8 protein-coding genes and 2 pseudogenes are annotated in these 8899 nt (G+C 62.4%); 3 read left to right on the plus strand and 7 right to left on the minus strand.

Going from position 1 to position 8899, the window contains the following annotated elements; translation table 11 throughout:
• Both ASE48_RS33760 and ASE48_RS29340 read right to left on the minus strand, forming a co-directional pair.
• Positions 1-104, minus strand: a pseudogene (locus ASE48_RS33760) (DUF3237 domain-containing protein); the annotation flags it as partial.
• The gene (locus tag ASE48_RS29340; RefSeq protein ID WP_082614495.1) at positions 101-583 is read right to left on the minus strand and encodes a nuclear transport factor 2 family protein; all 483 of its coding nucleotides are present in this window, start codon (positions 581-583) and stop codon (positions 101-103) included. The pseudogene ASE48_RS33760 and the gene ASE48_RS29340, both read right to left, overlap by 4 nt.
• Positions 584-869: 286 nt before the next feature.
• Between ASE48_RS29340 and ASE48_RS29345 the strand changes: the two genes are divergently transcribed.
• Positions 870-1907: an NADP-dependent oxidoreductase gene (locus ASE48_RS29345; protein ID WP_057170648.1), complete on the plus strand. Its 1038-nt coding sequence runs from the start codon at positions 870-872 to the stop codon at positions 1905-1907.
• 523 nt (positions 1908-2430) lie between these two features.
• On the opposite strand, the gene ASE48_RS29350 is transcribed toward ASE48_RS29345, so the two are convergent.
• Positions 2431-3996 (minus strand): long-chain-fatty-acid--CoA ligase, encoded by a 1566-nt coding sequence (locus ASE48_RS29350; protein WP_235571652.1) that lies wholly within the window; start codon positions 3994-3996, stop codon positions 2431-2433.
• A gap of 256 nt (positions 3997-4252) precedes the next feature.
• Here ASE48_RS29350 and ASE48_RS29355 point away from each other — a divergent pair, with 256 nt between their 5' ends.
• Positions 4253-4963: a TetR/AcrR family transcriptional regulator gene (locus ASE48_RS29355; RefSeq protein WP_442928778.1), complete on the plus strand. Its 711-nt coding sequence runs from the start codon at positions 4253-4255 to the stop codon at positions 4961-4963.
• 52 nt (positions 4964-5015) lie between these two features.
• Here the strand turns inward: ASE48_RS29355 and ASE48_RS29360 are convergent, their stop codons facing one another.
• The 4 genes from ASE48_RS29360 to ASE48_RS29375 all read right to left on the minus strand — a co-directional run bounded on the left by ASE48_RS29360 (position 5016) and on the right by ASE48_RS29375 (position 8541).
• Entirely contained in the window at positions 5016-5882 is an 867-nt protein-coding gene (locus ASE48_RS29360) for a mycofactocin-coupled SDR family oxidoreductase (protein WP_057170649.1), read from the minus strand.
• An 80-nt stretch (positions 5883-5962) separates the two neighbouring features.
• Positions 5963-6403: a VOC family protein gene (locus ASE48_RS29365; RefSeq protein WP_057170650.1), complete on the minus strand. Its 441-nt coding sequence runs from the start codon at positions 6401-6403 to the stop codon at positions 5963-5965.
• 20 nt (positions 6404-6423) lie between these two features.
• The gene (locus tag ASE48_RS29370; RefSeq protein WP_082614497.1) at positions 6424-7929 is read right to left on the minus strand and encodes a CoA-acylating methylmalonate-semialdehyde dehydrogenase; all 1506 of its coding nucleotides are present in this window, start codon (positions 7927-7929) and stop codon (positions 6424-6426) included.
• A gap of 48 nt (positions 7930-7977) precedes the next feature.
• Positions 7978-8541, minus strand: coding sequence for a cupin domain-containing protein (locus tag ASE48_RS29375; protein WP_057170651.1), 564 nt, complete (start codon positions 8539-8541; stop codon positions 7978-7980).
• A gap of 254 nt (positions 8542-8795) precedes the next feature.
• Between ASE48_RS29375 and ASE48_RS33765 the strand changes: the two are divergent.
• Positions 8796-8899 (plus strand): annotated as a pseudogene (locus ASE48_RS33765) (DUF3237 domain-containing protein); the annotation flags it as partial.

Here is an 8899-nt window from a genome sequence, read left to right on the forward strand (position 1 = left end):
CCTCCGGTGACGGCGAGGACCTGACGCAGCCCGTAAGGACCCGGACCCACGATCTGGGGTTCGGCGAGCTCCGCGGTGTAAGAGAACTCCGGCTCCAACTTCACTGGACAGCACCCACTCCGGCGGCTGCCATCACTGCTGACATGCCCTCGGCGATGACATCGCGCCCAAAGGCCTCGAGCACAACATTGGGATTGAAGTACTCGCGGATGAGCGCAACCTTGCCGTCCCGGATCCGCATATGGGTGCAATAGGTATTGGCGTAAATCTTACCGGTCTGAGTGACCGTCGCCTTTCCGTGCAGTTCCAGAATGAAGAGTTCCGGGTCGGTCGTGTCGTGCACGGTCAGCGAATCGATCCGGAGGTCGGGCACCGACGCGAAGAACCAGTCGATGAAATGACCGATCAGGTGTCGGCCGGGGACGGTGTCGGCGAGAGGCTCCGGCGCGAAGGGCATCTCCCAGACGCCATCCTCGGCGAAATTGTCCTTCCACGCCTCCAGAGCCTCGCCGCGGGGCGGACCGTCATCGAGGGCCCCCCAGAATCGCTCAACCGTCGCGCGGTTGTCTGTTTGTACGCTCATGCGCCCGCCTCCATCTCTCGGTCGACTGCGGTCACAGTCGGATACCTAAATCGAGAGTGCACCATGCGTCGTTTATAGTCAACACCCCGTCGATAAATACCGCATCCACTGCCTCTGAACGTTTTTCATGACCACCACGCCGCACTCAGGCGGGTAATCAACACATCGTTGATTAATGACGACGATGAGTCTAAAATCACAGGACGTCTCGACGCCATCCTGTGGATGAAGTGCTTTGACGTCTGATGACCACCATTCCAGTCACCGCTGACAACGAGGATTCGCTATGAAAACACGCACCAACCGGCTGTTTCGCCTACAGCGGCGGCCGCAAGGCCAAGTCACCGAACAGGATCTCGAATGGGTCGAGGAATCAGTCCCCGATATTGCTGAGGGGCAGGCGCTGGTCCGCACGCTGTACCTGTCGCTCGACCCCACGAACCGTGTCTGGATGAGCCAATTGCGTTCCTACATCCCGCCCGTCGAGTTGGGCGCCGTGATGCGGGGCCTCGGCGTCGGCCAGGTGATCGAAAGTCGGCGAGAGGATCTGCCGGTCGGCGCCTTCGTCCTTGGCTTCACCGGCTGGCAAGAATACTGTGTCGCAGACGATTCCGTTCTGGAGTTTCCGTTCACAGTGCTGCCCGACCCCCTGCCGGCGCCCCTTTCGGCGTTCCTGGGAGTACTCGGCCACACCGGCATCTCAGCGTTCATCGGCATCGAGCTGGGCGATCCGCAACCCGGCGACACGGTTGTCGTTTCCGCTGCAGGGGGGGCCGTGGGTTCGATCGCTGGACAGCTTGCCAAGCAACGAGGCGCCCGCGTGGTGGGCATCGCCGGCGGCGCCGAAAAGTGCCGACACCTGGTGGAGGAACTGGGCTTCGACGCATGCGTAGACCGGCGCTCTGAGGACTGGCGCGAGCAACTCGACGAGGCGACCCCCGACGGCGTTGACGTTGACTTCGAGAACGTGGGCGGCCCGATCATGGATCACGTCCTGGGCCGGTTGAATATCGGCGCACGAGTGGCGCTGTGTGGTCTGATTTCGGAGTACGACACCTACAACGACGACGGCGACCAGCCGGGCCTGCGCAACGCAAACCAACTGCTCATGCAGCGAGCCACCTTGCGGGGCTTTATTGTCACCGACCACGTCGGGCGTTACGCCGAGATCATCGGCAAGCTCGCCGCGGCGCTGGGCGAGGGCTCGGTGACATACGACGAGACCGTGGTCGAAGGTCTGGAAAGTGCTCGCGAAACCCTCAATCAGGCACTGTCCGGCGGCGCACGCGGAAAGACGGTCGTCCAGGTCGGACCGCTCCCCTAGCCCCCGTTGTTGAAGAGCACGCCGCCCAATCGGTGGTAGGTCACCGGTTGGGTGGCGAGGCAGCGCAACGCCGGTCCTTCTGCCGGCGCGTGCGCGTATCGCTGCACGCTATAGCCGCTGTCGGCGTCGGCGATCGCGCGCCGTCTCAGCGCATGCGAGTATGACGTTCGTTCTGCAGTATCGATTCTGGCGTGCAGAAGTGGCTGTGCAGTATGGTTTCCGCCTCCGGCCACCAGCGGAGTCAGAACCGCAGCTCACTGTGAAAGTACTTGCGATGGAATACTTCCGGTGACTACGACCTTCTGCTGTTCTCGAATCCGATCTTTGGACCTTTTCGGCAGCGATGTCAGCGTGGTCTTCGTTCGGACCGTTCACTCGGCGCGGAAGCGCCCCCTCGCGCGGATGACACGGCTCTTTGCGCACCACTTGGGACGATCTCGGTCTCTACGCCCTGCTCCGCCATCCGGACGCATCTGTGCGCTGGGCGAGCAAAGAGGCGCCCGGCACGGAGACGTTCCTACAGTCAGTTACCCGCCGGTTCGGCCGACCGAATCGCCGCAGCATCCGATGAGCTCGCCAAAGGTTGTCGATCAGAGGCTCCCGCGAGGACAGGCGGCTGCACTTGGCGCCGGAGGATCTTGCCGGTAGGACCTTTCGGCACGGAGTCGACGAACCAGATTTCGCGCGGGTATTTATACGCGGCAAGCCGATCTCGGACGAACGTCTTCAATTCGCCGACTTCTGCGTGCGCCCCACGCTTGAGGGCGACGGCCGCGCCGATCTCCTCCCCGAGGTCGGCGTGTTTGATGCCGATCACCGCAGCTTCAGCGACAGCGGGATGTTCGTAGAGCACTTCCTCGACTTCGCGGGGGTACACGTTGTACCCACCGCGGATGATCAGATCCTTCTTCCGGTCCACGATGGTGTAGTACCCGTCGCTGTCGCGAGTGGCGATGTCCCCGGTACGAAACCAGCCATCGGGGATGGCTTCGGCTGTCGCCTCAGGTCGGTTCCAGTATCCCTTCATCAGATTCTCGCCTTGGATGGCGATCTCGCCCGGTACGCCATCAGCAATGTCCTCGCCGTCATCGCCGACGATGCGCAGCGTGCAGCCCCGTACGGGTACCCCGATGGTGCCGGGTCTGCGCTGGTGGCCTGGCTGGTTGAAGCAGGCGATGGGCGCCGTCTCTGAGAGCCCGTACCCTTCATAGATTTCGCAGTCGAACTTGCGCTCGAACGCTTTGAGAATCTCGACGGGCATGGGAGCACCGCCGGTGATGCATGTGCGCAGCGAGGACATGTCGGTGTCATCTGCGTCGGGTGAGTGCAGCATCGCGGCGTACATGGTGGGTACGCCCTCCAGGACGGTCACTCGATCGCGGGCCACGACCTCCAATGCCTTCGCGGCGTCGAAGCGGGGCACGAGCGTGAGAAGGGACCCGGCTTTGACTGCTGCATTGAGGCCGCACGTGAGGCCGAAAACGTGAAACAACGGCAGGCAACCAAGGATCACGTCTTCGGTGCCCACGTTGATCAGTGTGTCCACTGTTGTCGCGGCGTTGGAGGACATGTTCCGGTGCGTGAGTTCTGCGCCCTTGGGTTTTCCGGTGGTCCCCGAGGTGTACAGGATGACGGCGGTATCGTCGTCGGCGCGAGCGGTGGCCTCTTGAATTGGGCTGCCGGATAAATCGATTGGGCCTGTGGCGGGTACCGATACCGCGCGAATCCCGACTTTCGCCGCTGCCGCCGAGACGGTCGCATCGCTACTGTCCAACCCGTACACCACGGTCATGCCCGAGTCGGTGAGGTGGTACTCGACCTCACGGGCACTGAGCAACGGATTCATCGGGACGGCAACCGCGCCGGCCAGTAGCGCCCCGTAGAACAACAGCGGGTAGGCCGGGACGTTCGGGAGCATGAGACCCACTCGGTCGCCGGGGAGCACGCCGTGGACGCGCAGATCTCCGGCTACCGCCGAGGCCCAGTGATGCAGTTCCTCATAGGAGAGCACGTACTCGTCCAGCTTCACCGCTGGCCGGTCCCCGTACTTCAGCGCAGTAGCGACAAGATTAGCTGCGAGATTAGACACAGTTGACTCCTATTTCGAAACAGAGAGCTCGCATTGATTCCGCGGTCGGCGAGCGAAACCCGTTGAGCGCAGCTAGAGCAGCCGAATGTGAGTAGATGATCGGGTCCGCGGGACTTCCAAGCGAGGCCACTGAAACCGTATTCTACACACCGAGTGCAATATAATCAACACACTGTCGAACAATGGTGTTGCATCGAGGGCCCGCCGTACGGAAAGTGCCGCCGGCGCACCTCCCTGGCCGTCGACCTGACCTATCATGCTTGTTATGGCGTCAACTTCACCTTTTAGCTTGAGCGCAGCGGAAACGCGGGTGGGCCGCCGGAATATCAAAGGCGATAAACGCGAGCAAGCCATCCTCGAAGGTGCCTACGACCTGTTGCGCACTGTCCCCCTGCGCAACATTTCCATCGACGATCTCACCAAGCGCGCGGGACTGTCGCGGTCATCGTTCTACTTCTACTTCGAATCCAAGTGGCAGGTGCTGTCCGCGCTGCTCTCGCGGGTCACAGCCGATGTGTTCCAGGCTTCACAACTTATCTTTGAACGTCCCGCCGGCATGCCGCCGGAGGCAGCCATCGAGCATGCGGTCAACGAGGTCATCCAGGTGTGGGAACGCCATGGTCACGTTCTTCGCGAAGTGGGCGACGCCGCTGCGGCCGAGCCGGACTTGCAGACGCAATGGGACACGATCCTCGGTCGATTCATCGACGCGTCGGCTGCCAGCATCGAACGAGACAGAGCTGCCGGTGTGGCCATCGACGGACCGCCGGCGAGGTCATTGGCTGCTGCGTTGATGTGGATGGGAGAACGCAACCTCTCGTTGATGAGTATGCGTAGCGAGAACGCAATTCCGTTGGACAGCATGGCCGAAACGGTGACCACCATTTGGCTGCGAACCGTCTATGGGCTTGAGTGGAAGCCCGTCAAGAAGTCCGATAAACGCCGGAAGCCCTCTCCGAAGACGTGATTGACGCCGTATCGGAGAGGGCTCACCTGACTTCCAGGGTGCGCTCGGCCCGTTATTGGTTGTCCAGCGCCATTTTCGTCATGTTCAGACCCGGCATGAGCATGTGCCCGCCCTCGACCAACATTTCGAGGCCTGTCGTCCAACGTGATTCGTCAGAGGCCAGCCACAGGACCGCCTCGCTCATGGCCTGCGGCGGCAGCAGGCCCACATCCCGGAGAGCCGACCAGTACTTCGCGCCCTGCAGGTCCTCTTTGACGCCGTTTCCGGGCCCCTTGCCCGCGCAAAGATCGTAGCCACCTTGCCAATCCAGGGCGGGAGTATCGGTCGGCCCGGGAAGCAGCGAGTTGACTCGGATGCCGAACTGACCGAACTCCAGTGCGGCGCTCTTGGCCAACCCGAGAACGCCGTGCTTCGATGCCACATAGTGAACGTAGTGGGGAGATCCCTCGACGCCATTGCCGGACGAGGTGATGATCACCGATCCGCCTCCGCGCGTCTTCATGGCGGGCGTTACCGCCTTCAGGGTGCGCCAGGGCCCCATGATGTTGACGTCCAGCACATCCAAGAACTCGTCTTCAGGGATGTCCGCGAAAGGGTGAACCGTCCAGATGCCGGCGTTGGCCACTGCGACGTCTAGTCCACCGAAGGCCCGCACGCCCTCGGCGACCAGGCTGTCCAGCGGAGCCTGCTCACGAACATCGCCTTCGTGTGCGATGATTCGCCGGCCCAGGGCCTCGACTTCCTTGACCGTGATCTCGAGGTCAGCGGTCGTGGCGACGGGATAGGGAACCCCTGCTTTCGCCGGACAGTCGAACGCGAGGATGTCTGCACCTTCCTGCGCGAGGCGGATTGCGTGTGCTCGCCCCTGACCTCGCGCCGCTCCGGTGACCAGAGCGACCTTTCCTTCCATGCGTCCCATGTTTACTCCTCTTCCTAGTTGTTTCGTGTTGCGTCTCGTACGGCGAGAAACCCTGTAGTGCAACAGATAAGGTCTCGCTCCTACTGAACCGGTCTGATGAGCTGGAGCAGAACATCGATTCCGGGAGGCTCGGTCCAGACATGTGTGGCATCGCCGAGCAGGATCGGTGCTGAAATCGGTTCCGCGCGTCCAGGCCCTCGGATGGCACAGCCCGCGAGCTCAGGGCCATCGGCACGGTGTAGCCGTAGTGCTACGTGGTCGAGTTTTGCCGGTGCTCCTGCAAGGGCTGCATCGAGCGCGTCTCGATCGTCGATGGTGTACAGCTCGACCTCTGCTCCGGAAATGTCGAGAAACGCCGCGCTGATGCCCATGGCGGGGACCTCGACTTTGCGAGCAACCCCCACTCCGAACCGGGCGGACCACTGCGTGAGGGCCGAGTCCAGGTCGCGTACCAGGATGCCGACGTGGTCGAGTCGAGGAGGGGCCTCAGAGGGCGGCACGGCCATGGGTTGTTCGGGCATGAAGACTCCTGTGGTGACCGCTACTGGCTGCCGGCCGCGACGAAGTGGGGAGCAAGGCCGGGCTTGGGGTCGGTCCAACGTTGGGTGACCACTTTGGACCTCGTGTAGAACCGGTAGCCGTCATAATTGAGCCCGTCATCCCCGAAGCGCGAGTCACCCCAGCCGCCGAAACCAAACCAGGAGATGGGCACGGGGATAGGCACATTGATCCCTACGCTGCCAGCCAGGACGCCTCTGCTGAATCGACGAGCAGAGGTCCCACTGCTAGTGAAGATGACCGCGCCGTTCCCGTAGGGATTGTCGTTGACGATCTGCAGGGCTTGGTCGAGACTCTCGGCGCGCACCACGCTCAGGACCGGTCCGAACACTTCGTCGCGGTAGAGATCGCTGTCGACGCTTACGCCGTCGACCAGACTGGGGCCAATGAAGTAACCGGCTGCAGGCGTTGGCCTTTCGCGTCCGTCGACGACCAGCCGGCCGCCTTGTTCGACGGATCGCTGCAGCGCCCCTCTGACGCGATCGAGTGCGCCCTCTGAAATCAATGGGCCCATGTCGGTACCCAGCGCCGCGCCCGGACCCACCTTGAACGCGGCCGCGCGCTCGGCAATCTTGGTCACCAGTGCATCTGCGGCCGAACCAACCGCGACCGCGACCGTCACGGCCATGCACCGCTGACCTGCGGCGCCGTAGGCCGCCGAAACCAGCGCATCGGCGGCAGCATCGAGGTCGGCGTCGGGCAACACCACCAAATGGTTCTTGGCACCACCCAGGGCCTGCACCTTCTTGCCGGCATCGGCCGAGCGCCGGTAAATCGCACGTGCTACCGGGGTGGATCCGACGAACGACACTGCGGCGACATCAGGATGATCGATGAGCGCCTCGGCGGCCTCGACACCGCCGTGCACCACATTGAGCACGCCGTTGGGGAGTCCTGCCTCGCTCATGATCTGAGCCAGCCGCACCGCTGCTGACGGCACCTGTTCACTAGGTTTGAGCACGAAGGCATTCCCGCAAGCGATAGCGGCCGCGAACATGGACACCGGCACCATGACCGGGAAGTTGAACGGTGTGATGCCGGCACACACGCCGAGCGGTTGCCGGAAGGAGTACGTGTCCACGCCGTTGGCGACCTGCTCGGCGTACTCGCCTTTCAGTTGCTGCACAACCGAAAGCGACACGTCGATGGCTTCGATCGACCGTGCCAACTCTCCCCGGGCATCTTCAAGCGTCTTGCCCTGTTCGGCCGTGATGATCCACGCCAAGTCGTCGATCTGCTCATTCAGCAACACCCGGAAACGGTGCAGTACGGACGCGCGAGCGGGAGCGGGAGTGTCAGCCCAGGCTGCCGCTGCAGTTCGAGCACTCGCTACTGCCTGGTCGACGGCGTCGGCCCCGCCCAACACGACAGTCCCGATCACACGCCCCGTAGCGGGATCGTGGATCTCGGCACGTGGCCCCTCGGCCGAGGAGACCGCCGCGCCGGCGATCCAATGCGGCACGGTGTCAAGAGTTACATCGATGGTCACAACAGCTCCAATGCTCGGTAGTCCAAATATCCGAAACGACAGCCAGGCTCAGGCCTTCTGGTCGCGCGGGTGTGGCAGCTCGGGAAACATCTCCAGTCCGTAGTTGACCTTCAGGTTCTCGACCTCGGCCTGCAGCTGCTCGGGGGTCCGAAGCTCGCGATTGCGGGCTTCGTAGAAGTACTTGTCAATGCCGCCGTTGGGCTCGAAGCCGTTGCTGTCGGGGCCCGGCACGAACACCACAAGAATCCGGGCTTCGTCACCGACCACCTCGTAGGTGTGCCGCTGATCCTTACGCCCCCAGACGAACTGCCCCTTCTTGGCGTTGTACGAACCAGCCTCGGTGTGAATCTTGATCTCGCCGTCCATCACGAAGAAGCCCTCCTCTTCGCGGTGGTGGATGTGCCACACCGGTTCGGTACCGCGCACCCAATTGGTCTCGATGATGATGAGCTGGCCGTTGGTGGACTCTCCGGTCGCGTGAATCCAGAAATCCACGCCGGTCATGAAGTCACCGGTCATGTTGAAGTGGATGTCGTCCCGGTGGGAGACATAGCTCTCGCCGTTCCGAGAAGTTGACGGTTGGATCTGGTCGACGTCCGATGTGGTGGCCATGTCAATCCTCTTTTGTCGTGTGGTTCCGTGAGCCGGTGTTCAGCGTCACGGCCTGGCAGAGTTGAGATTAGACTCACAGTCGATTCTAGTCAACACTATGTCCACTTTAGGAACGGAGACCCCCTCCTTCATGGCGGCCACCGCGAGGCATCCCGATAAACTCGACAATGTGTTGACTATCACAGACACATAGTGCACGCTCTGATCTGTCCGCGGCGTTGAAGGCAGCGCCGCCCGAAAAAGAGGATCAGACAATGAAATTGGAGCCGGAGTTCTCTTACACCGCGGAGCTCGCCGAACCCCAGATCGTGGGTCCGGGTCCTTACGGGCTGCGTCAGGTCCTCGCCGTCACCGGAGG

Origin of the sequence: Mycobacterium sp. Root265, assembly GCF_001428895.1 — a bacterium.
In the GTDB taxonomy this organism is placed as follows: Bacteria; Actinomycetota; Actinomycetes; order Mycobacteriales; family Mycobacteriaceae; genus Mycobacterium.